Annotated in this window: 22 protein-coding genes and 2 tRNA genes; 18 read left to right on the top strand and 6 right to left on the bottom strand. The window is 71.5% G+C overall.

Annotation, left to right across the window (positions count from 1 at the left end; all coding sequences use genetic code 11):
- Positions 1-107 precede the first annotated feature (107 nt).
- From ACZ60W_RS22865 to ACZ60W_RS22855, 3 genes are all read right to left on the bottom strand, one after another.
- Entirely contained in the window at positions 108-1,313 is a 1,206-nt protein-coding gene (locus ACZ60W_RS22865; protein WP_469757188.1) for a glycosyltransferase, read from the bottom strand.
- The gene (locus ACZ60W_RS22860; protein ID WP_469757187.1) at positions 1,313-4,165 is read right to left on the bottom strand and encodes a bifunctional glycosyltransferase/CDP-glycerol:glycerophosphate glycerophosphotransferase; all 2,853 of its coding nucleotides are present in this window, start codon (positions 4,163-4,165) and stop codon (positions 1,313-1,315) included. Before ACZ60W_RS22860 ends, ACZ60W_RS22865 begins: the two co-directional genes overlap by 1 nt.
- A gap of 286 nt (positions 4,166-4,451) precedes the next feature.
- Positions 4,452-6,017 (bottom strand): DUF6056 family protein, encoded by a 1,566-nt coding sequence (locus ACZ60W_RS22855; protein ID WP_469757186.1) that lies wholly within the window; start codon positions 6,015-6,017, stop codon positions 4,452-4,454.
- A 251-nt stretch (positions 6,018-6,268) separates the two neighbouring features.
- Here ACZ60W_RS22855 and ACZ60W_RS22850 point away from each other — a divergent pair, with 251 nt between their 5' ends.
- The 7 genes from ACZ60W_RS22850 (at position 6,269) to ACZ60W_RS22820 (ending at position 12,968) form a co-directional block, all read left to right on the top strand.
- Positions 6,269-7,267: a glycosyltransferase family 2 protein gene (locus ACZ60W_RS22850; RefSeq protein WP_469757185.1), complete on the top strand. Its 999-nt coding sequence runs from the start codon at positions 6,269-6,271 to the stop codon at positions 7,265-7,267.
- Positions 7,264-7,782, top strand: a complete 519-nt coding sequence (locus tag ACZ60W_RS22845) for a GtrA family protein (RefSeq protein ID WP_469757184.1) — start codon at positions 7,264-7,266, stop codon at positions 7,780-7,782. The genes ACZ60W_RS22850 and ACZ60W_RS22845 overlap by 4 nt, the downstream gene beginning before the upstream one ends.
- Before the next feature lie 124 nt (positions 7,783-7,906).
- The gene (gene proB / locus ACZ60W_RS22840; RefSeq protein ID WP_469757192.1) at positions 7,907-9,010 is read left to right on the top strand and encodes a glutamate 5-kinase; all 1,104 of its coding nucleotides are present in this window, start codon (positions 7,907-7,909) and stop codon (positions 9,008-9,010) included.
- Between the two features lie 201 nt (positions 9,011-9,211).
- Positions 9,212-9,733, top strand: a complete 522-nt coding sequence (locus ACZ60W_RS22835) for a hypothetical protein (RefSeq protein ID WP_469757183.1) — start codon at positions 9,212-9,214, stop codon at positions 9,731-9,733.
- Between the two features lie 106 nt (positions 9,734-9,839).
- Positions 9,840-11,123, top strand: a complete 1,284-nt coding sequence (locus tag ACZ60W_RS22830) for a glutamate-5-semialdehyde dehydrogenase (protein WP_469757182.1) — start codon at positions 9,840-9,842, stop codon at positions 11,121-11,123.
- A 76-nt stretch (positions 11,124-11,199) separates the two neighbouring features.
- Positions 11,200-11,760 (top strand): SCO2584 family spore wall biosynthesis protein, encoded by a 561-nt coding sequence (locus tag ACZ60W_RS22825; protein WP_469757181.1) that lies wholly within the window; start codon positions 11,200-11,202, stop codon positions 11,758-11,760.
- Between the two features lie 119 nt (positions 11,761-11,879).
- Positions 11,880-12,968 (top strand): SCO2583 family membrane protein, encoded by a 1,089-nt coding sequence (locus ACZ60W_RS22820; protein ID WP_469757180.1) that lies wholly within the window; start codon positions 11,880-11,882, stop codon positions 12,966-12,968.
- Here the strand turns inward: ACZ60W_RS22820 and ACZ60W_RS22815 are convergent.
- The gene (locus ACZ60W_RS22815; protein ID WP_469757179.1) at positions 12,953-14,119 is read right to left on the bottom strand and encodes a M48 family metallopeptidase; all 1,167 of its coding nucleotides are present in this window, start codon (positions 14,117-14,119) and stop codon (positions 12,953-12,955) included. The genes ACZ60W_RS22820 and ACZ60W_RS22815 overlap by 16 nt on opposite strands.
- A 128-nt stretch (positions 14,120-14,247) precedes the next feature.
- Here ACZ60W_RS22815 and ACZ60W_RS22810 point away from each other — a divergent pair, with 128 nt between their 5' ends.
- From ACZ60W_RS22810 to ACZ60W_RS22780, 7 genes are all read left to right on the top strand, one after another.
- On the top strand, positions 14,248-14,454 hold the full coding sequence (locus tag ACZ60W_RS22810) for a hypothetical protein (protein WP_469757193.1): 207 nt from the start codon (positions 14,248-14,250) through the stop codon (positions 14,452-14,454).
- A gap of 83 nt (positions 14,455-14,537) precedes the next feature.
- Positions 14,538-14,699 (top strand): hypothetical protein, encoded by a 162-nt coding sequence (locus ACZ60W_RS22805; protein WP_015033566.1) that lies wholly within the window; start codon positions 14,538-14,540, stop codon positions 14,697-14,699.
- Between the two features lie 52 nt (positions 14,700-14,751).
- Positions 14,752-15,372: a nicotinate-nucleotide adenylyltransferase gene (nadD, locus tag ACZ60W_RS22800; protein WP_469757178.1), complete on the top strand. Its 621-nt coding sequence runs from the start codon at positions 14,752-14,754 to the stop codon at positions 15,370-15,372.
- A 19-nt stretch (positions 15,373-15,391) separates the two neighbouring features.
- Positions 15,392-17,077 (top strand): LCP family protein, encoded by a 1,686-nt coding sequence (locus tag ACZ60W_RS22795; protein ID WP_469757177.1) that lies wholly within the window; start codon positions 15,392-15,394, stop codon positions 17,075-17,077.
- 83 nt (positions 17,078-17,160) lie between these two features.
- Positions 17,161-17,628 carry a ribosome silencing factor gene (gene rsfS, locus ACZ60W_RS22790; protein WP_469757176.1) on the top strand — a complete coding sequence of 156 codons (468 nt, stop codon included), beginning with the start codon at positions 17,161-17,163 and terminating at the stop codon, positions 17,626-17,628.
- Positions 17,625-18,278, top strand: coding sequence for a histidine phosphatase family protein (locus ACZ60W_RS22785; protein WP_469757191.1), 654 nt, complete (start codon positions 17,625-17,627; stop codon positions 18,276-18,278). The genes rsfS and ACZ60W_RS22785 overlap by 4 nt, the downstream gene beginning before the upstream one ends.
- 103 nt (positions 18,279-18,381) lie before the next feature.
- A tRNA-Ala gene (locus tag ACZ60W_RS22780) sits at positions 18,382-18,454 on the top strand.
- 42 nt (positions 18,455-18,496) lie between these two features.
- Here the strand turns inward: ACZ60W_RS22780 and ACZ60W_RS22775 are convergent.
- Positions 18,497-19,357: a helix-turn-helix transcriptional regulator gene (locus ACZ60W_RS22775; RefSeq protein ID WP_469757190.1), complete on the bottom strand. Its 861-nt coding sequence runs from the start codon at positions 19,355-19,357 to the stop codon at positions 18,497-18,499.
- A 107-nt stretch (positions 19,358-19,464) separates the two neighbouring features.
- On the opposite strand from ACZ60W_RS22775, the gene ACZ60W_RS22770 reads away from it, so the two are divergent.
- Together ACZ60W_RS22770 and ACZ60W_RS22765 are read left to right on the top strand one after the other, a co-directional pair.
- A complete protein-coding gene (locus tag ACZ60W_RS22770; RefSeq protein ID WP_469757175.1) occupies positions 19,465-20,901 on the top strand; it encodes an MFS transporter in 1,437 nt (478 codons plus the stop codon).
- A gap of 141 nt (positions 20,902-21,042) precedes the next feature.
- Positions 21,043-21,276 (top strand): hypothetical protein, encoded by a 234-nt coding sequence (locus tag ACZ60W_RS22765; RefSeq protein ID WP_017239283.1) that lies wholly within the window; start codon positions 21,043-21,045, stop codon positions 21,274-21,276.
- On the opposite strand, the gene ACZ60W_RS22760 is transcribed toward ACZ60W_RS22765, so the two are convergent.
- Positions 21,255-22,475: a glycosyltransferase 87 family protein gene (locus ACZ60W_RS22760; RefSeq protein ID WP_469757174.1), complete on the bottom strand. Its 1,221-nt coding sequence runs from the start codon at positions 22,473-22,475 to the stop codon at positions 21,255-21,257. The two genes, ACZ60W_RS22765 and ACZ60W_RS22760, sit on opposite strands and share 22 nt — an antisense overlap.
- A gap of 125 nt (positions 22,476-22,600) precedes the next feature.
- On the opposite strand from ACZ60W_RS22760, the gene ACZ60W_RS22755 reads away from it, so the two are divergent.
- Together ACZ60W_RS22755 and leuS are read left to right on the top strand one after the other, a co-directional pair.
- Positions 22,601-22,673: transfer RNA gene (locus ACZ60W_RS22755), tRNA-Ala, on the top strand.
- A gap of 321 nt (positions 22,674-22,994) precedes the next feature.
- The gene (gene leuS / locus ACZ60W_RS22750; protein WP_469757173.1) at positions 22,995-25,871 is read left to right on the top strand and encodes a leucine--tRNA ligase; all 2,877 of its coding nucleotides are present in this window, start codon (positions 22,995-22,997) and stop codon (positions 25,869-25,871) included.
- Position 25,872: the final 1 nt, after the last annotated feature.

Genomic DNA, 25,872 nt, shown 5'->3' with positions numbered 1-25,872 from the left:
CCGACCGCAGACGCCACACAACACCCCCCCCCCCCCCCCCCCCCCCCCCCCCCCCCCCCCCCCCCCCCCCCCCCCCCCCCTTCTTTCCTGCGTGCGGTGACCCGGGGTCAGCGGTTGAGCAGGGTGAAGAGGTTCTCCCAGCGGGTCATGATCTCGTCGGTCGAGTACCGCTGGATGTCGACGCGGGCGCGCTCGCCCATCCGGTCGCGCAGCTCCTTGTCGGAGATGAGCTCGTCGAGCCTGCGGGCGAACTCGGTGGTGTTGCCCGGGGCCACGACCATCCCGTTCTCGCCGTCCGTGATGATCTCGCGGACACCGGGGGCGACGTCGAAGGCGACACACGGCACGGCCGTGGCCATGGCCTCCATGAGCGCGAGGGGGAAGCCCTCGCCGCGCGAGGAGAGCGCGAAGAGCGAGCTCTCCCGCAGCACTCCGGGCACGTCGGCGGTGCGGCCCATCCACTCGACCGAGCCGCTGAGACCCAGCTCCTCGGCCTGTCGCTTGAGCGCCTGCTCCTCCTCGCCGGAGCCGTAGACGCGCAGGGTCCAGTCGGGGTGCCGGGGGGCGACCTCGGACCAGGCGTCGAGCAGCATGTCGACGCCCTTCTCCTCGTGGAGCCGGCCGATGCTGACCACCTGCTTGGCGGTCCGGCGCGACGGCTCCTCGGGGAAGAAGGGGAGCGGGTTGGGCATGGACGCCACGTTGTCGAAGCGCTGGCGGATCCACAGGTCGGCGTCCTCGCGGGTCAGCGCGAGCATCCGGTCGACGTCCTTGTAGTACTTCTTGACCCGCTGGAAGCGCGAGGACGCGCGGCAGGTCTGGAAGGACTCGTGGCTCATGCCGACCACGCGCAGCCCGGAGGTGTCGGCGAGCGCGACCCACTCCATGGCCCAGACCTGCGTCACGATGACGACGGCGCCGGGCCGGGCGGCCCGGAACATCCGGGTGAGCTTCGCCGCCTGCTCGCCCATGCCCGCCTCACGGGCGGCCCGGCGCCGGCGCTCGGCCAGGTCGAGCTTGCCCTTGAGGCCGCGCAGCGACTTCAGGCTCGGCGGGTGGACGTCGTACAGCGTGGTCGTCGTGTACGGCAGGTCGTCGCCGAGGTCGGCGCGCCGGCCCTCGGGGGCCGGGACGACGCCGACGAGGTGCACGGTGTGACCGCGCTCCGCGAACAGCCGGGCGACCTGGTGGGACCAGCTGGTGATGCCGCCCAGTTCGTCGACGCTGTTGGAGACGAGGAAGATGTCCCGCGCGACGGTGGTGTTCCGTCCGGTCCCGGGCTCGGTCGTCAGGGTGCTGGTCGGCTTGGTCATCAACGGCTCCACCGGGACGAGAAGAACTGATCGACGATGCTCTTGGCGGCGGTGCCCTGGTCGTACTCGCCGAACTCGGCGACGAAGCACTTGCGGACGTCGGCGTACTGCCGGTCCTGCGCGTCCAGGTTCCGCAGCTCCTCGCGGAACTCGTCCTCCGTGCGGAAGACCGGACCGGGGGCCTTCTCCAGCAGGTCGAAGTAGGTGCCCCGGCCCTCGTGGACATAGTTCTCGTAGTCGTACGTGAAGAACAGCATCGGCCGGTCGAGCAGCGCGTAGTCGAACATCACGGAGGAGTAGTCCGTGATGAGGGCGTCGGCGAGCTCCATGAACGGCATGACGTCGTGGTGCTTGGAGACGTCGATGACCTTGCCCTCGACGCTCGGCGGCAGCACCACGTGGTTCAGGTAGTGCGCGCGCACCAGGAGGACGTACCGGTCGCCGAACTCCTCGGCGAACGCCTCCACGTCGAACGGCAGCTCGAAGTGGCTCGCCTTGGCACCCGACGTGCGGAACGTCGGGGCGTACAGCAGGACCTTCTTGTCCGCGGGGATGCCCAGCTCGGCGGCGAGCGGGCCGCGTGCGCGGGTGCCGCTCTCCTCCTCGCGCAGACGCGCCTGGACGAGCGCGTCGTTGCGCGGGTAGCCGGAGCGCAGCAGCACCCGGTCCTGCAGGTTGAAGGCCTTGGCCAGCGTCCGCACGTCGTGCTCGGTGCGCACCAGGAAGTGGTCGAAGCGGTCCAGGTAACGCTGGTCCGCCGCCTGCTGCTGGCGGGTCTTGGCCTTGAGCGAGGGCTGGTCGAAGCCCATCTTCTTCAGCGCGGAGCCGTGCCAGGTCTGGATGTACGTCGTCTCGGGACGCTTGTCGAGGCGGAGCGGGTAGCTCTGGTTGTCCACCCAGAACTCGGCCCGGGCCAGCGCCTTCAGGTACGGCAGCGACCAGCGGCGGACGAGTTCGACGCCCTGCGGGAAGCCGGTCGGCGTGCCCGTGTACGACCAGATCGCCTCGAAGTCGAGGCCCTGGCGGACCATCTCCTCGTAGATCGCGCGGGGGCTGTCGCTGTACTGCTTGCCCAGGTGGCTCTCGAAGACGACGGTCCGCTTCTTCACGGGCAGACGGCTGTACACCTCGTGGTACAGACGCAGCTTGGTGTCGTCGGACTTGAGCGTCTTGCGCAGCGCCTTGGCCTTGCGGTAGCCGGACTTCGCCAGCTTGCCGGGCGTGCCGCGGACACCGCGCTGGATGAGCTCCTCGATGCGCTCGCTGTTCTGCCGGGTCGACAGCAGGCGGAAGGCGAGGTGGCCCTTGGCGGTGGCGTGCGGCTCTATGCGGTCGGCCACCAGCCGGGTCAGCCGCGGCTTGATCGGGAAGGCGCCGTTCTCGAGGTCGGGCTCCCCGGTGGTCAGCCGGGTCCGGGTGCGCTTGCCGTCGACGTCGAGGTCGAGCCGGACGTCCCAGACGGAGTCGATGATGCCGAGCGGGCGCAGCTTGGCGCTCAGGTCGACCCGGGCCTCCCAGTGGACGGCGCTGCCCTCGTGGCGGACCGTCTGCACGGGGAAGACGAAGGTCTGGAGGCTGCGCCGGCGGGCGCGGAACTCCAGCTTGCCGCCGAGCTTCGCCCCGGGCGGGATCACGCCGAGCGGGTTGGTGATGCGGCCGGCGAGCCGGACGGTGCCGTCGGACTCCTCGTACGCGGTCAGCTCGTTGCGCAGGAAGAGCTTGTTGATCGGCTTGTCCTGGTAGCCGAGGTCCGTGACGTCGAGGACCTCGCGGCCGAACGGATCGTCGAGGTGCTCCTCGCACCAGTAGACGCGGCCGTCGCGCTCGAAGAGCGGCGTGGACACCTTGTCGCGGTGGAGCAGGGTGTCGACGGCGGGCAGCAGGTTGTCCCAGTCGCCCTTCTCCAGCAGGTACGCGCAGATCGACTGGATCTTCTGCGCCTTCGCGTACGCGTCGCGGTCCAGGCCCTGGAGGTAGTCGCGGGAGAGCTCGGCGAACTCCTCGCGGAAGGACTGGTCGCGGAAGGGCAGGTCGCGCAGGTGGAGGACGAGGTCGTGCTTGAGGAACTTGACGTCCTTCGCCTGCCGGAGCTCGGTCAGGCCGTGCTCGTCGAGCAGGGCGTCGATCCGACGGTGGATCTCCAGCCGGTGGATGTAGTTCGTCATCTCGTGCCGGCGGTTGGTCACCGACTTGACCTGGGCGTTCTGGTGGACGTGCCAGAAGTACACCTGGTTCGGGATGAGGGTGATCTTCTTCGCCGCGAGGTACGCCTCGGCGATGAACATCAGGTCCTCGTAGAACATGCCCTTCGGGAAGCGGAGGTCGTTCTCGACGAGGAACTCGCGCCGGTAGCACTTGTTGGTCGAGAGGGTGTCCCAGACGAAGAGGTCGGGGAGCTCGGCGACCGAGTCGAGGGTGCGCGTCTGGCGGTAGATCCAGGAGTACCACTCGTCGCGCTTCTGGTTGGCCGTGTCCTTGTGGAGGCGCACGCAGAGCCCGGAGACCATGTCGGCCTGGGTGTCGTCCGCGGCCGAGACCATGTTGAGGCAGGCGTTGAGCTCCAGGACGTCGTCGCTGTCCAGGAACATGACGTAGCGGCCCCGCGCGTGGCCGATGCCGACGTTGCGGGGCTCGCCGCCCGCGCCGCTGTTCTCGGGCAGCTGGTAGGCGCGGATCAGGTCGGGCTGCGCAGCTGCCAGAGCCTGTGCGACCGCGAAGGTGTCGTCGCTGCTGCAGTCGTCGACGATCACCACTTCGACGCTCTTCAGGGTTTGGTCCAGTACGGACTGGACTGCCGCCGGAAGACGCTCCGCGTCGTTGTAGGCGATGACGATCACTGAGACGTCAGGCACTGGCACCTCGATCCACTTTTCATTCCTTCAGACACACCCAAGCTACCTGGTGTTCGCAACTCGTTCGGCCGAGCCTCCGGCCGCTCCGGAGGGCCCTGTTTCCCTATCGTTACTGGTTCGGAAGGGAATTCCCTGCAACCCACGGTGGGGGTGAGAAGTCGCCCATGCGGGCGTGATGGCACGGATGGCGGGACATCCGCCCAGAATTTACCGCAGACCCTCACAAACTCCTTCGCGCGGGGTGATCAGGAACACACCCGGGCGGGGGACCCGCGGCGCACACCTCCTACGGCCGTTCGATCCGTTCCACGCCGTAGTAACGGGAGACGCACTGGGCCACCCAGTCCCGGGAGTACGCGGGGGTGAAGAACGGCTCGGCCAGGTACCCGATCGTCAGCGGCGTGTACGTCACCTCCCGGGCGCCACCCGCGGCCTCGGCGCGGATGCGGGCGTTCTGCGCGTCCCAGGCGAGGCTCCGTGCCACGGTCGTGGTCGTCAGGGACCGCACGGCCGGCACCAGGGCGGCGGTGGCGGCGACGGCCACCACCCCCGTGACGGCGACGGCCGCGATCCGGGCCGCGAGCGGACCGCCGAGGCGGCGGCCCGCCAGCAGGCCGAGCCAGGTGCCGTACGCGCAGAGCGCCACCAGGAGCGGGACGAGGAAGCTCATCCAGGTGCGCGCGTAGGTCCAGCCGGTCACCCCGTACCCGCTGCGCAGGCCGTAGACCACGGCCAGGCTCGCGAGGGCGATCAGCGGCACCGGCAGACAGGCCGCGACCACGGCCGCCCGGGAGCGGGGCCGGGGGAGCGGGCCCGGTCCCCGGACCGGCGTCCGGGTGCGGGCGAGGGCGAGGCCCAGCCCCAGCAGGAAGCCGACGGCGAGGGCCCCGGCGTACGCCCACTGGCCGCCGACGGTCTGCCAGACCCGCCACCAGTCGTGGAACGTCTCGCCGACCTCGTCCGCCGTCAGCGGCGCCTGCGGGTGCTGCGCGCGCCGCCACCGGGCGCCGGGCGAGGTGTACAGCAGGGTGAGGCCGACGCCGAGCCCCAGGCAGGCCGCCGCGCACCAGGCCGGCACGAACCGGTCCTTCGCCCAGCCGAACCGGGGGAGGCAGAGGAGGCCCACGGCGACCGCGAACACGCCGGCGACCAGGGTGAAGGGCTCACTGAGCATGCCGAGCGCCACCCCGGCGAGCAGCGCGCCGGCCAGCGCGGCCGTCCGCGCCCACCGCCGCGCGCTGCGCGCGGCCCGGACGGCGCCGAGCACCACCCAGAGCCCGATCAGGCTGGGCAGCGTGTGGGAGATGGTCGCCGGCGCCCAGAGCAGCACCTGATAGGGGCGGGTGCCCGCGAAGAACAGCAGCGCGGCCAGGAGCGCGGCCACCGCCCCGAGCAGGACGGCCGGCGGCCGGGGCAGCCGGAGCGCGCGCAGGGCCGCGCGGCCCAGCAGGAAGAGTGCGCCACAGAGCGCGACCACCAGGACGGCGGGCAGCAGCTTCGGGCCCCGCATGTCGTCGGTGTAGAGGACGCCGGTCGCCAGGGCGTTGGTGACCCGGCCGTTCTGGGTCCGGTAGAAGTCCGAGGCGATCCCCAGGGCCCCCATGTCCCGCGTCTTCCACAGCGCGCACCAGTCGTCCGACGTGGGGCGGACGTAGACGCCGAGGAAGGCGCCGACGGAGAGCAGGGCCGCGGCGCCGGCGGCGACGACCAGCCCGGTCCACGACACGGCGCGCCGGAGGGCGTCCGCCGCGCCGCGGCCGTCCGCGCCCCCGTTCCCGCCGGCGTCGTGGGCGCCCTCTCCGCCGTCCCGCATCCGGGGGTCACCGTGCTCCGAGATGGTCGTCCTACTCACCGGTCATCGCTCCAGCTGGCCAGGGCCCGTGGCATGTCGGCCCAATGGGTGACGAATGGGTAAAAATGCCACGTACATCACTATCTTCCCCGCATGCTTTGCTGCATGGACGACATGCCGACCGGGGCCGGTCACTCGCGCGACGCCCGGCGGTCACCACCGCTCCCTACCGTGGCCGAGCCGCCCGGAGGAGAGTCCGGTGGCGGTCCTTCAGGACGTACTCTCGACCATCCCTCTGGAGTGACCGTTCCATGACCAGGCTTTCCGTCGTCGTCCCCTGCTTCAACGAGGAGGACGTCGTCGAGCGCTTCGACGCGCGCATGCGTCAGGTCCTCGACGGCCTCCCGGTCGGCTACGAGATCTGTTACGTGGACGACGGCAGCTCCGACGGAACCCTGGGCAAGCTGCGCGAGATCGCCGCGCGGCACCCCCACCGCACCCAGTACGCCTCCTTCAGCCGCAACTTCGGCAAGGAGGCCGCCATGCTCGCGGGCCTCCGCAAGTCCACCGGCGACGCCGTGGTGATCATGGACGCCGACCTCCAGCACCCGCCCGAGCTGCTCGCCCGCATGCTCGACCTCTACCACCAGGGCCACGACCAGGTCATGGCACGGCGCACCCGCGAGGGCGACAAGAAGCTCCGCTCGGCGCTCAGCCGCGTGTACTACCGGGCCGTCAACCGCTGGGTCGACGTGGAGCTCACCGACGGCGTCGGCGACTTCCGGCTGCTCTCCCGCCCCGCCGTCGACGCGCTGCTCTCCCTGCCCGAGTACAACCGCTTCTCCAAGGGCCTGTTCTCCTGGATCGGCTTCGACACCGTCACCTTCGACTACCAGAACGCGGCCCGCGAGGGCGGCGAGACGAAGTGGAAGTTCAGCTCCCTGCTCAACTACGGCATGGACGGGCTGATCTCCTTCAACAACCGCCCCCTGCGCATCGCCCTCTGGCTCGGGATGACACTCAGCGGCCTCGCCGTCCTCTACGCGGTCTGGATCACCGCCGCCGCCCTCACCCAGGGCGTCACCGCGCCCGGCTACGTCACCCTGGTCGCCATCATCGTGGGCCTCGGCGGGGTGCAGATGGTGATGCTGGGCCTGATCGGCGAGTACATCGGCCGCATCTACTACGAGACCAAGCGCCGACCGCACTTCCTCGTCAAGGAGACCCACCGCTCCTTCGGCCGCGCGGCCGCCGAGCGCGCCGCCGCCGAGCGGATCCGCGTCGTCACCGCCGACCGGGAGCGCGGATGACGGACGAACCGGGCGGCACCGGACCCCACCCGGCCGCGACCGGGGGAGACGGCGCCCACCCGGCCCCGTCACGGCGGGAGCGCCTCGCCCGGATCATCCGCTTCGCCCTCGTCGGCGGCGTCAACACCGGCACCTTCTTCGGGTGCTACCTCCTGCTCCACCCGTGGATGCCGTACTTCGCCGCGTACTCCCTGGCCTTCCTGCTCAGCATGGTCGGCTCCTTCTTCCTCAACACCTACTTCACCTACCGCACCCGCCCCACCTGGAAGAAGTTCGCCCTCTTCCCCCTCACCAACGTCACCAACTACCTCGTGCAGAGCGTCGGGCTGTACGCGCTCGTCAGCTGGGCCGGGATGGACGACCGGATCGCGCCACTCGCCGCCGCCGTCGTCGCCATCCCCTTCACCTACCTCGTCTCCCAGCGGATCCTGCTGCCCCGCGGCCCCGGACAGGGCCCCGGAGCGGGCGGTCCAGGAAGCGAAACGGACGAGCGGCAGCCCTCCCGGCTCGCGTAGATTGCCTGGCAGCCGCGGCGGGGAGCGCGCGGCGGTGGGACAGCCGGGTGAGGCCGCGAGGCCGAGTGAGGACGACGCAGTGGCGACGCAGGTGACGGGACAGACGGACGTGTCGAGGCAGTACGTGACGGAGGCCCGCAGGATCGTCGTCAAGGTCGGCTCCTCCTCGCTCACCACCGCCTCCGGAGGTCTCGACGCCGACCGCGTCGACGCCCTCGTCGACGTGCTCGCCAAGGTCCGCAGCGGCGGCGAGAAGGAGATCGTCCTCGTCTCCTCCGGAGCCATCGCCGCCGGACTCGCCCCCCTCGGTCTCACCCGCCGCCCCAAGGACCTCGCCCGGCAGCAGGCCGCCGCCAGCGTCGGCCAGGGCCTCCTCGTCGCCCGCTACACCGCCTCCTTCGCCCGCTACGGCGTCCGCGTCGGCCAGGTCCTCCTCACCACCGACGACACCAGCCGCCGCGCCCACTACCGCAACGCCTACCGGACCCTCGACCAGCTCCTCGCGATGGGCGCGCTGCCCGTCGTCAACGAGAACGACACCGTCGCCACGGACGAGATCCGCTTCGGCGACAACGACCGGCTCGCCGCGCTCGTCGCCCACCTGGTCCGCGCCGACCTGCTCGTCCTCCTCTCCGACGTCGACGGGCTCTACGACGGGGACCCGGCCAAGCCCGGCACGTCGAGGATCGCGGAGGTCACCGGCCCCGAGTCCATCGCCCACGTCGAGATCGGCTCGGCGGGTAAGGCGGGCGTCGGGACCGGCGGCATGGTCACCAAGGTCGAGGCCGCCCGCATCGCCGCCGCCGCCGGCATCCCCGTCGTCCTCACCTCGGCGAGCCGCGCCGCCGACGCCCTCTCCGGCCGCGACACCGGCACCTACTTCCACCGCACCGGCCGCCGCTCGGCCGACCGCCTCCTCTGGCTGGCCCACGCCTCCACCCCGCAGGGCTCCCTCACCCTGGACGACGGGGCCGTGCGCGCCGTCGTCGAGGGCAAGAAGTCCCTGCTCGCCGCCGGCGTCGCCGGCGTCGAGGGCGACTTCGTCGCCGGTGACCCCGTCGAACTGCGCGACACCGCCGGCCGGGCCGTCGCCCGCGGCCTCGTCAACTTCGACGCCAAGGAACTGCCCCGGATGCTCGGCCGCTCCACGCACGAGCTGGCCGGGGAGCTCGGACCCGAGTACGAGCGCGAGGTCGTCCACCGCGACGATCTGGTCGTCATCGGCTGATCCGGCCACGCCCGGTGACCGCACGACGACCGACCGCACCGCGACCGGGTGACCGCCCCCGCCGAAACGGCTGAAAGTCTGGCCATCCGGAAGGGACGTTTACCAAAACCGCCCCATGTACCGCCTCGGACTGGTCAACTTTGTCTCGGGGGTATGACAGGGCGGGGTACAGCACCACACGCATCACACAGGAGGCCGCCGGTGAGACGAGCGCGCCCAGGGGCACCGCCCCGCGGGACTGCCGAACGCGCCCTGACCAGTGTCGAGGCCGGAGCCGACTTCGACGAGACACAGGACAGGTCAACGGACAGGAAGACCGAGACCACCGCCGAGACACGTGACGCACGCGAGACGCGTGAGGCACGCAGCAAGGAACAGCCCGAGTCCAAGCTCTGGCACATCACCCTCAGTGTGTCCGGGGTGGAGTCGCCGCTGAAGGAGGTCCGGCGCGGGCTCGAACAACTGGCCCACGACCACCCCTTCCTGCTGACCAGCCGCTACGCCAACGACCACGCCGAGATCCGGTACTGGGAGGAGGCCCGCGACCTGCACGACGCCGCGGCCGTCGCCCTGCGCCTCTGGGGCGAGCACCGGCAGACGGCCAAGCTGCCGCCCTGGGAGATCGTCGGACTCGAGGTCATCGACCGCGAGACCTACCACCAGCGGATCGCGGAGGGCTACGGCCCGCCGCCCGCCGCCCCCGTCGGCGTCCACCCCTACTGAGCGGCACCGGGAGGGCCCGGAGCGCCGCCGTGGAACCGTGGCGGGGTACGTCTCGGAGTGCGGGATACGTGAGGGATGTCCGCAGGGGTGCCAGTACCCTGCGGACATGACCTCGCTCACGCCCCTCGACAACCTCTCGCCGGTCGCCCGGGCGGCCTACCGTGCCCGTGGCGCCGCCGCCGAAATCGCGCCACTCCCGCGCGCGGCCAAGGACGACGCCCTGCTGGCGATCGCGGACGCCCTGGAAGTCCGCACCGCCGAGATCGTCGAGGCCAACGCCGAGGACATCGCCAAGGCTCGCGAAGCCGGGACCAGCGAGGCCGTCATCGACCGGCTGACCCTCACCCCCGAGCGCGTCCGGGCGATCGCCGCCGACGTCCGCGACGTCGCGGCGCTGCCGGACCCCGTCGGCGAGGTCGTCCGCGGCCAGACCCTCCCCAACGGCATCGACCTGCGCCAGGTCCGCGTCCCGCTCGGTGTCGTCGGCATCATCTACGAGGCCCGCCCCAACGTCACGGTCGACGCCGCCGCCCTCTGCCTCAAGTCCGGCAACGCCGTCCTCCTCCGCGGTTCCTCCTCCGCGTACGCCTCCAACACGGCCCTCGTGACCGTCCTGCGCGACGCCGTCGGCGGCGCCGGCCTGCCCGCCGACGCCGTCCAGCTCGTCCCCGGCGAGTCCCGCGAGTCGGTCGGCGAGCTGATGCGCGCCCGCGGCCTCGTCGACGTCCTCATCCCGCGCGGCGGCGCCTCCCTCATCCGGACCGTCGTCGAGGGCTCGACCGTCCCCGTCATCGAGACGGGCACCGGCAACTGCCACGTCTACGTCGACGCGCAGACCGACCTCGACATGGCCGTCGAGATCCTGATCAACTCCAAGGCCTCCCGGGTCAGCGTCTGCAACGCCGCCGAGACCCTCCTGGTCCACCAGGACGTCGCCGCCGCCTTCCTGCCCAGGGCGCTCGACGCCCTCGCCGAGGCCGGCGTCACCGTCCACGCCGACGAGCGCGTCCTCGCCCTCTCCGAGGGCTCCAAGGCCACCGTCGTCCCGGCGACCCCCGAGGACTGGGAGACCGAGTACCTCTCCCACGACATCGCCGCCGCCGTCGTCGACTCCCTCGACAAGGCCGTGGAGCACATCCGCACGTGGTCCTCCGGCCACACCGAGGCGATCGTCACCACCTCGCAGGCCGCGGCCCGCCGTTTCACCCAGCTGGTCGACTCCACCACGGTCGCCGTGAACGCCTCCACCCGCTTCACGGACGGCGGACAGTTCGGCTTCGGCGCCGAGATCGGCATCTCCACCCAGAAGCTGCACGCCCGGGGCCCCATGGGCCTTCCCGAGCTGACCTCGACGAAGTACATCGTCACCGGCGACGGCCACGTGCGGTAACACCTCCTTTCGGTACGGGCGGGGAGGGTTCGCACTCTCCCTGCCCAAAACCCCCTCGCGGGTCTACTCTGAATCCGTGCCGGACGACGTGGGGGGCCAGCCGTTCCAGGACGGTGGGGACCCCGAGGACCGTGTCGACCGCGGAGGCGCCGACGAGGTCTACGCCGACGTGGTGTTCGACGAGGACTTCGTGCGGGCCGCGACCATCCACGAGCCCACGGCCGTGGAGCGGCTCCTGGCCGCCGCGCAGGCCCGCGCCGAGGCCGAGGCGGCGCGGGCGCGCGCCGGTGTCGGAGCGGGCGACGAGGACCCCTACGACGACGGCCACGACCCCGTCGGCCACACCTACGAACCTGACGACGTCGGCGACGACGCCAGCCCCTACGGCCGCCACGGAGGCGCCCTGCGCCCCTACCGGGGCAGCGCACGCTGGCACCGGCCGGTGGCCTGGGTCCTCGCCCTCGTGATGGGCATCGGCATGGTCGCCCTCGCCTTCAGCGCCGTCTACCGGGGTGCCGCGGCCAACCGCGACGACCAGATCCCGCCGCCGGCCACCACCGGCGTCGACACCCCGAAACCGCTTCCGGCCCCTCCCGCCGCCGCCACGCCGGTGGCCCGTTCGGCCGCCGCCGAATAGGGCTCCCGGCCGCGCCGCGGACCGCTCCGCCGCCCCCGTTCGCCCCGACGGCGGAATTCTTCCGAACTTGTCGTTTCCCTGGGCGTTTACCGAAGGTCCCGCCGACCTACCCTGAAGGTATGGCAGGCCGTGGCGACCCGCCTGAGGGGACGCCCGAGGGGTTCCCCGGCGGTGGTGAGGACGAGTACCGATCCGTCGTCTTCGACGAGGCGTTCATCCGGGCTGCCCGCCTCCAGGAGTTCTCCGCCCAGGAACGGATGGGCGACCACGCCCGAGCCGTCCGCAGCCGTCCCTCTCCCTGGGAGAGCCGCGGCGGCTCCCGCCAGGCGGTCCTGCTGGTCCTGCTGATCCTCCTCGCCTTCGGAACCGCCATCTACCTGGGCGTCCGCAACCCCTACCAGCCTCCTGCCGACCAGCGGGCCGAGCCGCTGCGGACCACCGTGGTGCCGCTCGCCCCCCGGGGCACCGTCCCCGGCGGCACGCCCGCCCGGCTCTTCGCCCACAGCCCTGCCGCCCAGTACCGGACCGGGGCCGCCGGCATCAACCTGCCCGTCGCCGGGCGCACCTCCCACTTCGCCGAGAGCCAGGTCGTCACCGCCCTCGGCATCGCCAAGGAGTACCTGGTGGCCTCCTCGCTGGAGCCCGAGGTGCTCTCCGGGGCGACCGTCCGGCCCGCGCGGCTGCTGCTCGACCCCGACCAGCTGGAACAGTTCGACCGGAGCGTCGAGTCCCCCGCCGACGACGGCCGCCACGCCCTCACGGGCTGGCTCGTCCGCTTCGACCCCCGGCAGGTCGTCCTCGCCGACCCCGGCACCCGGGTGCAGGGCACCCTCCGCTTCGAGGAGACCGGCCCCGACACGCTGGACGTCACCGCGGACCACACGTACACCTACGCCCTGCGTCCGGCCGCCCACGGCACGGGACCGGTCGCCGCGGCCTCGCTCTTCACCGTCCACCGCCAGGTGCACTTCCGCTTCGACCGCGACGACCTGCGCATGCACCGGGCCGAGCTGCTGACCAGCACCGCGGAAGCCGGCCCGCAGGCCTGCGGCGCCGACGCGACAGGCTCCCTGAGGCCGCTCCTGGCCGGGGGGAAGGTCCCCTCCCCGGACGACGGGCCGGCGGTCACCGACCCGTACGCCACGGCCAGGCCCGCCGCCCCGGCGCTCTGCGGAGCGCTCGCGCCGAGCGCTCAGCCCTCGCTCTGACCTCCCCCGGCGCCGTGCTTCCCGCCGTCGCCGGTGTCCGGTCCGGAGTCCGGTCCCGCCCCGGGGCCGACGTCAGGCCCGGCGTCCGGCCCGGCGTCCGGCTTCTTCGGGCCCTGGCCGCCCGTCCCGAAGCGGTTGCGCAGCAGGCCGCCCAGGTCGCCCGCCAGGTCGCCGGCGCCGCCGGCTATGTCGCCGACGAGCCTCATCAGCGGATCCTTGCTGGTCCGCACGGTCTCGGCGTAGTGCCCGGCCGACTCCCGGAAGGAGTCCGTGACCGAGGTGTCCTTGTCCTCCGAGCGCTTCGGGTAGTGCCCGTCCATGATCCGCTGGAAGTCGCGGCTCTCCGACCACTTCTTCAGCTCGGCCGCCCGGACGGTGGTGAAGGGGTGCGTGCGCGGCAGCACGTTGAGGATCTTCAGGACCGAGTCCCGCAGGTCCCCGGCCTTCTCGTACTCGTCGGCCTGCGCGAGGAACGCGTCCACGTTCATCTCGTGCAGGTGGTTGCCGCCGGCGATCTTCATCAGACCGCGCATCGACGCCTGCACGTCCTGTCCGGCGAGCAGGCCGGCCCGGTCGGCGGAGAGCTCCGACTTGCGGAACCACTCCCGCAGCGCCGTCACGATCGCCATGATCGCGACGTTCCCCAGCGGGATCCAGGCGACCTTCACGGCCAGACCGGTGAGGAAGAGCAGGATCGTGCGGTACACCGAGTGGCCCGAGAGGGCGTGCCCGACCTCGTGGCCGATGACCGCCCGCGTCTCCTCCTCGTCGAGGAGCTCCACCAGGCCGGTGGTCACCACGATGATCGGCTCGTCCAGGCCGATGCACATCGCGTTCGGCTTCGGGTCCTGCGTCACGTACATCGGCGGGACCTTGTCCAGGTCCAGGACGTAACACGCGTCCCGCAGCATGTCGTTGAGGTGGCCGAACTGCGCGTCGCTCACCCGGACGGAGTCCGAGAGGAAGAGGAGCCTGAGGCTGCGCTCGGGCAGCAGCGCGCTGAGCGCCTTGAAGACGGTGTCGAAACCGCTGAGCTTGCGCAGGGCCACCAGGGCCGAGCGGTCCGCCGGATGTTCGTAGGCCCGCGAGGAGATGCCGGGGAACCGCTTGCGCTGCCTGCTCGGCACGTTCCCCTGGTCGTTCTCGGTCATGGATGCCCCCTGTTCGTACGAGTCGGTGCTCGTCCCCCTGACCGAACCCACCCTAGGCGCTGGCGTTACCGTGTGCCGGGGCCTGTGGATAACTCGGGCACCGAGGACGACCTAGGAGCACGACCGACATGCCGGACACCGCAGACGCCCTGCTCGCCGCAGCCGCCGCCGAGGGCCCGGGCGACACGCTCCGGATCGTGCTGCTCGTCTCGATCGTGGGCGGCGCCCTGCTCGCCTGGTTCCTGCTGCGCGGCTACCGCACCGACGAGGGCGACACCGCCGAGGGCACCGGCCGGGGCACGAGCGGCGACACGGACCGTGACGCCAACGCCTGAGTCGGCGTGAGACGGCCCGGACGGCCCGCATACGATGTGCGCGAAGTCTCCGCTCCCATCCCCGATCGATAGGTCTGCTGAAGATGAGCCTCCACAGCACCGCCGCCAACCTGGTCACTCTCGCCGAGGGCGCCGAGCACGGCGGCAACCACGACAGCCTCAGCCCCTACCTCACCGGCTTCGGCGCCTTCGGCGCCCTGCTCCTGCTGCTGTGGATCACCACCCGCTTCAACCGCGACCGCTGATCCGGCGACCGGCGAACCGGCGTCCGCCGACGTGCCAGTAGGCTCTGCACGCATGGGAGAGCAGGAAGTGCCTACTGGCGCGCGCGCGAAGCGCCGAGTCGGCGTGATGGGCGGAACCTTCGACCCGATCCACCACGGACACCTGGTGGCGGCGAGCGAGGTGGCCGCCCTGTTCCACCTGGACGAGGTGGTGTTCGTACCGACCGGGGAGCCGTGGCAGAAGAGCCACAAGGCCGTCTCGGCCGCCGAGGACCGCTATCTGATGACGGTGATCGCCACCGCGTCCAACCCGCAGTTCTCGGTCAGCCGCATCGACATCGACCGCGGCGGGGCGACGTACACCATCGACACCCTGCGGGACCTGCGCTCCCTCAACAGCGACTCGGACCTGTTCTTCATCACCGGGGCCGACGCGCTGGCACAGATCCTCACCTGGCGCGACGCCGAGGAGCTCTTCTCGCTCGCCCACTTCATCGGCGTCACCCGGCCGGGCCACGACCTCACCGACGACGGACTGCCCAAGGGCGGGGTCTCGCTGGTCGAGGTGCCCGCGCTCGCCATCTCCTCCACCGACTGCCGGGCGAGGGTCGCGCAGGGCGATCCCGTCTGGTACCTGGTGCCGGACGGCGTGGTGCGCTACATCGACAAGCGCCAGTTGTACCGCGGCGAGTGAGCCTCGGGGAGGGGCACCGGTGAACGACCAGCAGCAGCCGTACGACCCGTACCATCCGCAGCCGCAGATCATCGGCTACGACGAGTACGGGCAGCCGGTGTACCAGCAGCAGGTGCAGCAGCACTACGACCCGTACGCGGGCCAGCAGCAGCCCCAGCAACAGGCGTACGGCTACGACCCCTACGCCCAGCAGGGGCAGCCGCAGCAGCCGTCGTACGAGACGCAGCACGACCCGTACGGGCAGCAGGGCTACGCCTACCCGACCTACGACACCGGGCAGCAGTGGGCCGCCCAGGCCGAGCCCGCCCCGGCCCCCGCGCCGGTCCAGGCCGCGCCCGCCGCCCCGGTGCCGCCGGCCGCGCCGGTGGCCGCCCCGGCCGGAGTCCCCGGCCAGCGCCCGGCCCCCGAGCGCCCCGCCGCGCCGAGGCAGGACGACGACGACCGCGATTACCGCACCGAGCAGTTCTCGTTCATCGAGGAGCCCGACGAGGACTCCGAGGACGTCATCGACTGGCTCAAGTTCACCGAGAGCCGCTCGGAGCGGCGCGAGGAGGCCCGGCGGCGCGGCCGCAACCGGATCGTCGCGCTCGTCGTCGTCCTCGTGCTCGCCGTCGTCGGCGGGGTCGGCTACCTCTGGTCCGCGGGCAAGCTGCCGGGCAGCTCCGCCCCGGAGCAGAAGGGCGGCACCGCGGCCGGCCCGCAGAAGCGCGACACGATCGTCGTCCACCTCCACGACCTCAAGAGCGGCGGCACCTCCACCGCCCTGCTCGTGGACAACACGACCACTCGCCAGGGCACCACCATCCTGCTCCCCAACGCGCTCGTGGTCGCCGACGACGAGGGCGCCGCGACCACCCTCGCGAAGTCGGTCGAGGAAGACGGTTCCGGCGGCACCCGGGACGCGATCGACAACCTCCTCGGCACGAAGATCACCGGTACCTGGCGGCTCGACACGCCGTTCCTGGAGAACCTCGTCGAGGCCGTCAGCAACATCGAGACGGACACCGACACCGACGTTCCCGACACCAAGAAGGGCGCCGAGCCGCTGGTCAGGAAGGGCGAGAAGCAGACCCTGAACGGCCGCGCCGCCGTCGCCTACGCCACCTACCGGGCGCCCGGCGAGGCCGAGGCCAAGCAGCTCCAGCGCTTCGGCCAGGTCATGTACGGGGTCCTGCGCAAGATCTCCTCCGACCCCGAGGTCGCCACGGTCACCGTCGAGACCCTCCAGCAGATCCTCGACCCCTCGCTCCCGGAGAAGGACCTCGCCGCCTCCCTGGCCAAGCTCGCCGAGCACGCCAAGATCGGCGACTACAAGACGGCCGTGCTCCCCGTCGGACAGGACGGATCGCTCTCCGAGAGCGCCAGCGCCGGAGTGGTGAAGGACGTCCTCGGCGGAAAGGTCACCGCGCCCGCGGCGGGCGACGTTCCCCGGGTCTCCGTCCGGGACGGGTCCGGCAAGGACGCCACCGAGGCCGCCCGGGTCGTCCTGATCAACGGCGGCTACGCCTTCGTCGGCGGCTCCGGCGCACCCGCGCAGGAGAAGTCGCAGGTCGTCTACGGTGACGACGCCCAGAAGCCGACGGCCGTCGAGGTCGCCAAGACCCTGGGCCTGCCCGAGGGCTCGGTCACCAAGGGCCGGCTCGTCGGGGGCGCCTCGGTCACCGTGATCCTGGGCAAGGACTACAAGGTGCCGGGAGCCTCGTAACGGCGCCCGGGAATTCGCTGGCGGGGTCGTCGGCGGTCCGTGAGACCCTGGAGGGGTACTGGACCGCCGACGAAAGCCTGCTTGTGACCGCCACGGACCGTTCCATCGAGCTCGTCAACACCGCCGCCCAGGCGGCCGCCGACCGGCTCGCGCACGACATCATCGCGTACGACGTCAGCGACGTGCTGTCGATCACCGACGCCTTCCTGCTCGCCTCCGCGCCCAACGACCGCCAGGTCAAGTCGATCGTCGACGAGATCGAGGAGCGCCTCAACAAGGAGCTCGGCGCCAAGCCGGTCCGCCGCGAGGGCGACCGCGACGCGCGCTGGATCCTGCTGGACTACGTCGACATCGTCGTCCACGTCCAGCACAGCGAGGAGCGCGTTTTCTACGCCCTGGAGCGGCTCTGGAAGGACTGCCCCGAGCTGGCCCTCCCCGAGGACGCGCAGAAGACCCGCGGCAAGGGCGCCGAGCACGCCACCCTGACCGGCGTCGACATGTCCGACCACGCCGCCGGGCTGCCCGACGAGGTGGACGGTGAGCTGAGCTGAGCACGACCAAGGGCGGCAGCGGCCGCCGCATCGTCCTCTGGCGTCACGGCCAGACCTCCTGGAACCTGGAGCGCCGCTTCCAGGGCTCGACCGACATCGAGCTCACGGAGACCGGCGTCGGGCAGGCGCGCCGTGCCGCCCGGCTGCTCGCCGCGCTGAAGCCGGACGCCATCGTGGCCTCCGACCTGAAGCGGGCCGCGGCCACCGCCGCCGAGCTCTCCGAGCTCACCGGCCACACCGTCGTCCACGACTCCGCGCTGCGCGAGACGTACGCGGGGGAGTGGCAGGGGCTGACCCACGACGAGATCGTCGCGCGGTTCGGCGAGCAGTACGCCGCGTGGAAGCGCGGCGAGCCCGTGCGCCGGGGCGGCGGCGAGCTGGAGACCGAGGTGGCCGACCGGGCCGCTCCGGTCGTGCTGGCGCACGCGGACAAGCTGCCCGAGGACGGCACGCTCGTCGTGGTGAGCCACGGCGGCACCATCCGCACGACCATCGGTCGGCTGCTGGGCCTGGAGGCGCAGCACTGGGAGAGCCTGGGCGGCCTCTCCAACTGCTGCTGGTCGGTCCTGGGCGAAGGCGCGCGCGGGTGGCGCCTCACGGAGCACAACGCCGGCACGCTGCCCGAGCCGGTCCTCGGCGACGACGACTGACGCCGACGGCCTGCCTGCGGGACCCGGATTTCACTTTCCGGCAGGTCACAGGCTAGAGTTCTTCTTGTTCGCAGCGCAGAGCGCAGGGAACAGAAGAACACGAGGGGCTATAGCTCAGTTGGTAGAGCGCCTGCATGGCATGCAGGAGGTCAGGAGTTCAATTCTCCTTAGCTCCACAATCACCGGATCCCGTCCCCAGCAGGGGGCGGGATTCGTCGTCATGCGCCGTCGCGCAGGGACTGTATCCCGAGACGGCTCTCCTCGTCGTTCGGCGTGTAGGCCACGATCCGGCACTCCGGCATCCCGTTGACCGAGAGGGAGACCGAGGTCAACCGGACCTCGCCCACCCGCTCGTGACGGAAGGTCTTCACCCGGGTCCCCGGCGGCACCACGTCACCGCTGCGCCAGAGCCGGGCGAACTCGGTACTGGACTCCGCGAGGCGCCGTACGAACTCCTCCCAGGCGGGCTCGCCCACATGGCGCCCGTACGCGCCCCGCAGCTGCGCCACCATCAGCGGCAGCTCCCGTCTCCGGTCGACGACGGGGCACCGGGGGTCCGGCACGCTGAAGAGGGCCCACAGGACGTTGCGCACGCCGAACGGGCCGGTGTCCAGGCCCTCTCCGCCCTGCATCAGCAGCCGCTCGTACATGACGTTCGTCGCGAGCACGTCGTACCGCGCGTTGTAGAGCACCGCGGGATGGGGATCGAGGGCGTCGAGGATCCCCTGGATCTCCGGGCTGACCACCTCGGCGTCCTCGGCCGTCCGGTCCGGCGCGTACGGCACCTCGGCCAGGTGGTACAGGTGCTCGCGCTCGGGGCGGTCGAGCCGGAGGGTGCGGGCGACCGCGTCGAGCACCTGCGCGGAGGCGTTGATCGGACGGCCCTGTTCCAGCCAGGTGTACCAGGTGACGCCGACCCCGGAGAGCTGGGCGACCTCCTCGCGGCGCAGCCCCGGCGTGCGGCGGCGGAGGCCCGGCGGCATGCCCACGTCCTCCGGCGTCACCCTGGCCCGGCGGCTGCGCAGGAACGCGGCCAGCTCCGGCCGGCGGCGCCGCTGCGCCGGTCCTCCTGCCACCATCGTCACACCCCCATGGTCGAGTCCCCGTGCCGCCGTTGCCAGGTGCTGTCAGTACCAGCATCAGCGGGCTCTCGTTACCCGTATCGGCCCGCCGTCACGCTCGACGCATGACCTCGACCACGACACGTCCCGTACTCAGTAAAGACCGAGGCACCGACAGCCGCCCCGGAGTACTGCTCGGCGTGGTGCTCGCCGCCCAGTTCATGGCGCTCCTCGACGTCTTCATCGTCAACGTCGCCGCCCCCACCATCCGTGCCGAACTCGCCGCCTCCGGAGCCGAACTGCAGCTGGTCGTCGCCGGATACACCGTCGCCTACGCGGTGTTGCTGATCACGGGAGCCCGCCTCGGCGACCTGCTCGGACACCGCCGGACGTACCTCGCCGGACTCGCCCTCTTCACCGCGGCCTCGCTCGCCTGCGGACTCGCCGCGGGAACGGGCCAGTTGATCGGGTTCCGGATCGTGCAGGGCGCCGGATCCGCCCTGATGATCCCGCAGGTGCTCAGCCTCATCCAGCGCCACTTCGCCGGCGAGCACCGGGTCCGGGCCCTCAGTGCCTACGCGGCGGTCCTGGCCACCGGCGCCGCCGCGGGCCAGGTCGTCGGCGGCGTCCTGGTGAGCGCCGACCTCTTCGGCACCGGCTGGCGGCCGGTCTTCCTCGTCAACGTCCCGATCGGGCTCGTCCTGCTCGTCCTCGGCGCCCGGGTCCTGCCCCGCGACACCCACGGGGCGCCCACGCGGGCGCGTGCCCTCGACCTGACCGGTCTGCTGCTGCTCGCGGCCGCCGTGTCCCTGCTGACCGTCCCCCTGGTCCTCGGGCAGGAGCAGGACTGGCCGCTGTGGTCCCGGCTCTCCCTGGGCGGCTCCCTGGTCCTCCTCGCGGTCTTCGGCGCGTACGAGTCGCGCCTCGCCCGCCGTGGCGGCGCGCCGCTCATCGCCCCCCGGGTCCTGCGGATTCCCGGCATGGGGAGGGCGGTCCTGTGGATCACCGTCGCCATGGGCGTCAACGCGGGCTTCCTGTTCACCCTCACCCTGCACCTGCAGGGCGGGCTCGGCCACAGCGCCCTGCGCGCGGGGCTCACCTTCGGCCCCGCCGCCGTGGTCTTCGGCGCCGTCGGCCTGACCTGGCGGCGCTGCCCGCCCCGGCTGCTGCGGGTGCTCGTCCCGGGCGGATTCCTCCTCGCGGCCGTGTCCGCCCTCGCCGTCGGCCGGCTGCTCGGCGACGGCACCGCGGGCGGCTGGGGCCTCTACCCGGCTCTGGGCGCCCTCGGAGCGGGGATCTCGCTGGCTTTCAGCCCCGCCCTCACCGGCGCGCTGGCCACCGTACGGGCCGAGGACGCGGCCGACGCCAGCGGACTGCTCGCCACCGTCACCCAGCTCGGCCAGCTCATCGGCGTCGCCACCTTCGGCACCCTGTTCCTGGGCCGGCTCGACGGCTCCGGAGCCCGGAGTTCCGCCGACGCGCTGTGGGCGACCGTCGTCGCCCTGGCCGTCGCCTCGGCCCTCGGTGCGGCCTCGGCGGTGCCGCCTCGCCAAGCACGCTGACCCTCTTGCGGGGCCATGGCAGAATCGGGACGGCCGGAGGGGGACGAGGCTCCGGACGGGAGGGTGTGACCCAAGTGCTCGGCGACAACGGCGGGGTGTCCTATGGGTGCACGGCCTGCGGCCACGGCTGGAGCTGATCGAGTGGGTGCACACAGGCGGAAGTGCGACTGGTGCGGCAGCGGCACGCCCATCGTGCGGGACATGGACCCCGTCAACACCGGGTTCCAGTACTGGTGCGAGGAGTGCGCGCGGGCGCTGATCATAAAAGGCGACCCGATCGAGACCTACCGCGAACTCGAGGGTGAGCCGATCTACGGCCGGCTCCTGGACGAGCACTGCACCCTCAAGCGGTTCTACTCCTTCGCCACGGCCTGACGCCGCAGCGTCAGCGCGTACCCCACCAGCAGCGCCGTCGCCGTCAGCGGGTAGACCGCGGAGAGCAGCATCTGCCCCGCGTTCTGGTCCAGTTCGGGACGGCCCGGGTCGTGCGGGACCCACCACAGCGCGAACGAGGCGAAGACCAGGGCGACCGCTCCGGTCACCTGCCACACGCGCGTGGCGCGGTCCGCCAGGAGGATCAGCAGCGGCACGCACCAGACCCAGTGGTGGGACCAGGAGATCGGGCTGATCATCAGGGCCGTGAACGCGCAGACGAGCACGGCCACCGCCTTGTCGCCCCGCACCGCGGCCCGCACCGCCAGGACCATGGCCGCGCCGCCGAGGACGGCGGCCGTGACCGCCCACCACATGCCCGGGTCGTCGGTGTGCATCAGCCGGGCCAGGACCCCGCGGATGGACTGGTTGGCGGTCTCCTCGGCGAAGCCGACCCGCCCGGTCTCGAACAGCGTCTGCGTCCAGAACCGCCTGGAGTCCGCCGGCAGGGCCACCGCCACGGCCAGCGTGGTGCCCAGGAAGACCCCGGTGGCCGTCGCCGCCGTGCGCAGCCACCGGTTCCAGCTCCGGTCCCGGCGCCACAGCAGCACGCCGGCGGCGAGCAGCAGGACCACGAAGAGGCCCGGTGTGAGCTTCACCGCGGTCGCCAGACCGATGCCCAGGCCGGCCCAGCGGCTGTTCTCCCGGCGGGTGAGGTCCCAGAGCACCGCCACCGCTATCAGCAGGTTGATCTGCCCGTACCGCAGCGTCGTCCACACCGGCTCGCACCAGACCACGGCCGCCGCGACCCACAGGGTCGTGCGCCACAGGTCCGTACGCGACAGCGACGGGCGGACCAGTTGCAGCGACAGCTGTACCAGGGCGACGACCAGGAGCAGGTTGCCCGCCGTGCTGAGGGTGCGCATCAGCGGGACGCTCACCAGGGTCAGCGGGACGAAGAGCAGCGCCGCGAAGGGCGGATAGGTCATGCCGAGGTTCGCGGACGTGGCACGCATCGCGTAGAGGTCGCCGCCGGCCCGCACGGTCTCGCCCTCGGCCCGGTAGACCATCACGTCGAGCATGTTCACGTGGGCGAGACGTTGCGCCACCCAGAAGGCGGCGAACGAGAGCAGACAGACCGCCGCGGCGGTGACCAGGGGCCAGGGCCGGGCGCGGGTTCGGGAGAGCACGGAGACGGACACAGTCCGCGACCCTACCCGGGCAGGTCGGAGGGGCCCGGGGAATGGATTTGGAGATCTGGCCGGGGGCCGGTTAATGTTCTGTCTGTCGCCGCGAGGGAAACCAAAACGGAGACGGAAAACAGCAAGGGGCTATAGCTCAGTTGGTAGAGCGCCTGCATGGCATGCAGGAGGTCAGGAGTTCAATTCTCCTTAGCTCCACAGAAAAGAAAGCGGGCCACCCGGATCGGGTGGCCCGCTTCTTCGTGTCCGCCCCGCCTCCGGTCTCGCCCTCCGCACGGTGTCCGTCCTCGTGTTCGCCCCGTCTCCGGCCCCGGAACGCCGGTGCGGCCCCGTCGGCCCCTGCGGTACCCTGGCGCCATGCGTGCCGTACGCCTCCTGCTTACCGAGCCGCGCTGACCAGTCCCGACGGATGACGGACATCTGTCGGAGTCGGCGCGGCATCCCCTCCTGTGCGAGGGGATTTTTCATTTCGGCAGTCAGTGGCCGTGGGCAGAGACGATCGATGGAGCTTCAAGGACCATGACCGAGATCAATACGGCCGCCGAGACGGCGGCCCCGCATCGCTACACGGCAGCCATGGCCGCCGACATCGAGGCACGCTGGCAGGACTTCTGGGACGCCGAGGGCACCTACGAGGCGCCGAACCCCACCGGCGACCTGGCGGGCGACCCCGCGGTCGCCGAGCGCCCCAAGAAGTTCATCATGGACATGTTCCCGTACCCCTCGGGTGCGGGCCTGCACGTCGGCCACCCGCTGGGGTACATCGCGACAGACGTCTTCGCCCGCCACGCGCGCATGACCGGCCACAACGTGCTGCACACCCTGGGCTTCGACGCCTTCGGCCTGCCGGCCGAGCAGTACGCCGTGCAGACCGGCACGCACCCGCGCGTGTCCACCGAGGCCAACATGGAGAACATGAAGGTCCAGCTGCGCCGGCTGGGCCTGGGCCACGACAAGCGCCGGTCGTTCGCCACGATCGACCCGGAGTACTACAAGTGGACGCAGTGGATCTTCCTGCAGATCTTCAACTCCTGGTACGACGACGAGGCCCGCAAGGCCCGTCCGATCGCCGAGCTGATCGAGCAGTTCGAGAACGGCACGCGTGAGATCCCCGGCTCCACGCGCGCGTGGAACGAGCTGACCCCCGCCGAGCGCTCCGACGTCCTGGGCGAGTACCGCCTGGCGTACGCCTCCGAGGCGCCCGTCAACTGGTGCCCCGGCCTGGGCACCGTCCTGGCCAACGAGGAGGTCACCGCCGACGGACGCTCCGAGCGCGGCAACTTCCCCGTCTTCAAGTCCAAGCTGCGCCAGTGGAACATGCGGATCACCGCCTACGCGGACCGCCTGCTGGACGACCTGGACGGGCTGGACTGGCCCGAGGCCATCAAGCTGCAGCAGCGGAACTGGATCGGCCGCTCCGAGGGCGCCCGCGTCGACTTCCAGGTCGGCGACACCGGCGCGATCACCGTCTTCACCACCCGCCAGGACACCCTGTTCGGCGCCACCTACATGGTCCTGGCCCCCGAGCACGACCTGGTCGAGAAGATCGTCCCGGCCACCTGGCCCGAGGGCACCCACGACGTGTGGACCGGCGGACACGCCACCCCGTCCGAGGCCGTCGACGCCTACCGCAAGCAGGCCGCCTCCAAGTCCGACGTCGAGCGCCAGGCCGAGGCCAAGGACAAGACCGGCGTCTTCACCGGTGCGTACGCGACCAACCCGGTCAGCGGCGAGCAGGTCCCCGTCTTCATCGCCGACTACGTCCTGATGGGCTACGGCACCGGCGCCATCATGGCCGTCCCCGCGCACGACACCCGCGACTTCGCCTTCGCGCGCGCCTTCGAGCTGCCGATGCGCTGCGTCGTGGAGCCCTCCGACGGCCGCGGCACCGACCCCGCCGCGTGGGACGACGCCTTCGCCTCCTACGAGGCCAAGCTGGTCAACTCCGCCAACGACGAGATCTCCCTGGACGGCCTGGGCGTCGTCGACGCCAAGGCGAAGATCACCGCCTGGCTGGCCGACCGCGGCATCGGCGAGGGCACCGTCAACTTCCGTCTGCGCGACTGGCTGTTCAGCCGCCAGCGGTACTGGGGCGAGCCCTTCCCGATCGTCTACGACGAGGACGGCGTCGCCCATTCGCTGCCCGAGTCGATGCTGCCGCTGGAGCTGCCCGAGGTCGAGGACTACTCGCCGCGCACCTTCGACCCGGACGACGCCGACACCCGGCCCGAGACCCCGCTGTCCCGCAACGAGGACTGGGTCGACGTCACCCTGGACCTGGGCGACGGCGCCGGCCCGCGCCGCTACCGCCGCGAGACCAACACCATGCCCAACTGGGCCGGCTCCTGCTGGTACGAGCTGCGCTACCTGGACCCGCGCAACTCCGAGCAGCTGGTCGACCCGGCCGTCGAGCAGTACTGGATGGGCCCGCGCGAGGGCATGCCGACCGGTGGCGTCGACCTGTACGTCGGCGGCGCGGAGCACGCCGTGCTGCACCTGCTGTACGCGCGCTTCTGGTCCAAGATGCTGTTCGACCTGGGCCACATCTCCTCGGCCGAGCCGTTCCACAAGCTGTACAACCAGGGCATGATCCAGGCGTTCGTCTACCGGGACGCGCGCGGGATCGCCGTGCCGGCGGCCGAGGTCGAAGAGCGCGACGGCGGCTTCTGGTACCAGGGCGAGAAGGTCAGCCGCGTCCTGGGCAAGATGGGCAAGTCCCTGAAGAACGCGGTCACGCCCGACGAGATCTGCGCCGAGTACGGCGCCGACACGCTGCGCCTGTACGAGATGGCCATGGGCCCCCTGGACGTCTCGCGTCCCTGGGACACGCGCGCGGTCATCGGCCAGTACCGGCTGCTGCAGCGCCTGTGGCGCAACATCGTCGACGAGTCGACCGGCGAGGTCACCGTCGTCGACGCCGCACCCGACGAGGACACCCTGCGCGCCCTGCACAAGGCGATCGACGGCGTCTCGCAGGACATGGCGGCCATGCGCTTCAACACCGCCATCGCCAAGATCACCGAGCTGAACAACCACCTGACCAAGGTGGGCGGAGCGATCTCCCGGCCGGTCGCCGAGCAGCTGGTCCTGCTGGTCGCCCCGCTGGCGCCCCACATCTCCGAGGAGCTGTGGCGCCGCCTGGGCCACTCCGACTCGGTCGTCCACCAGGACTTCCCGGTCGCCGACCCGGCCTACGTCGTCGACGAGACCGTGACCTGCGTCGTCCAGATCAAGGGCAAGGTCAGGGCCCGTCTGGAGGTCTCCCCGGAGATCACCGACGCCGACCTGGAGACCCTGGCGCTGGCCGACCCGCACGTGGTCGCGGCGCTCGGCGGCGCGCAGATCCGCAAGGTGATCGTGCGCGCGCCGAAGCTGGTCAACATCGTCGCCGGCTGAC

The organism is Streptomyces sp. NPDC104202 (assembly GCF_055584185.1).
The sequence above is the reverse complement of the archived record's forward strand: the minus strand, read 5'-3'. Positions and strand labels throughout refer to the sequence as shown.

What these genes read in the sequence shown, in the direction of transcription:
- ACZ60W_RS22850 (WP_469757185.1), top strand. Translation starts at nt 6,269, where the DNA reads ATGACCAGGCTTTCCGTCGTCGTCCCCTGCTTCAACGAGGAGGACGTC.
- ACZ60W_RS22775 (WP_469757190.1), bottom strand. Translation starts at nt 19,357, where the DNA reads ATGGTGGCAGGAGGACCGGCGCAGCGGCGCCGCCGGCCGGAGCTGGCC.
- ACZ60W_RS22805 (WP_015033566.1), top strand. Translation starts at nt 14,538, where the DNA reads ATGAGCCTCCACAGCACCGCCGCCAACCTGGTCACTCTCGCCGAGGGC.
- ACZ60W_RS22815 (WP_469757179.1), bottom strand. Translation starts at nt 14,119, where the DNA reads ATGACCGAGAACGACCAGGGGAACGTGCCGAGCAGGCAGCGCAAGCGG.
- ACZ60W_RS22810 (WP_469757193.1), top strand. Translation starts at nt 14,248, where the DNA reads ATGCCGGACACCGCAGACGCCCTGCTCGCCGCAGCCGCCGCCGAGGGC.
- ACZ60W_RS22820 (WP_469757180.1), top strand. Translation starts at nt 11,880, where the DNA reads ATGGCAGGCCGTGGCGACCCGCCTGAGGGGACGCCCGAGGGGTTCCCC.
- ACZ60W_RS22845 (WP_469757184.1), top strand. Translation starts at nt 7,264, where the DNA reads ATGACGGACGAACCGGGCGGCACCGGACCCCACCCGGCCGCGACCGGG.
- leuS (WP_469757173.1), top strand. Translation starts at nt 22,995, where the DNA reads ATGACCGAGATCAATACGGCCGCCGAGACGGCGGCCCCGCATCGCTAC.
- ACZ60W_RS22830 (WP_469757182.1), top strand. Translation starts at nt 9,840, where the DNA reads ATGACCTCGCTCACGCCCCTCGACAACCTCTCGCCGGTCGCCCGGGCG.
- ACZ60W_RS22865 (WP_469757188.1), bottom strand. Translation starts at nt 1,313, where the DNA reads ATGACCAAGCCGACCAGCACCCTGACGACCGAGCCCGGGACCGGACGG.
- ACZ60W_RS22770 (WP_469757175.1), top strand. Translation starts at nt 19,465, where the DNA reads ATGACCTCGACCACGACACGTCCCGTACTCAGTAAAGACCGAGGCACC.
- nadD (WP_469757178.1), top strand. Translation starts at nt 14,752, where the DNA reads ATGGGAGAGCAGGAAGTGCCTACTGGCGCGCGCGCGAAGCGCCGAGTC.